1 protein-coding gene is annotated in these 328 nt (G+C 68.6%); it reads right to left on the reverse strand.

The window, feature by feature from the left end:
* The coding region (locus tag SB771_RS33820; protein ID WP_410721896.1) for an exodeoxyribonuclease VII large subunit at positions 1–328 on the reverse strand (328 nt) is incomplete at both ends.

The following is a 328-nucleotide window of genomic DNA, read 5'->3' on the forward strand; positions in this document are numbered from 1 at the left end:
GCCCCTCGGCCTCGAGCTGCGCCTTCAGGCGCATGAACGCCTCGTACAGGCGCCCCTGCCCGGTGCGCCGCACGGCCTCGACGTTGAGCTGCACCTCGCCGCGCGGCTCGTACATCGTGACGACCGCGCGCACCTCGATGCGATCGCCCTCGCGCGGCGTGAATTCCGCATACTGCGCCCGGCCGCGAAACATCACGCAGCGCATCTGCGCCTGCTGGTCCTTGATCGAGAAATACCAGTGCCCGCTCGCGGCGCGCGTGAAGTTCGACACTTCGCCCGCGATCCACAGCAGCGGAAACGAGCGCTCGAGCATCGTCGAAATCGCCCG

Origin of the sequence: Burkholderia sp. SIMBA_051 (assembly GCF_046534915.1) — a bacterium.
GTDB lineage: Bacteria > Pseudomonadota > Gammaproteobacteria > Burkholderiales > Burkholderiaceae > Burkholderia > Burkholderia ambifaria.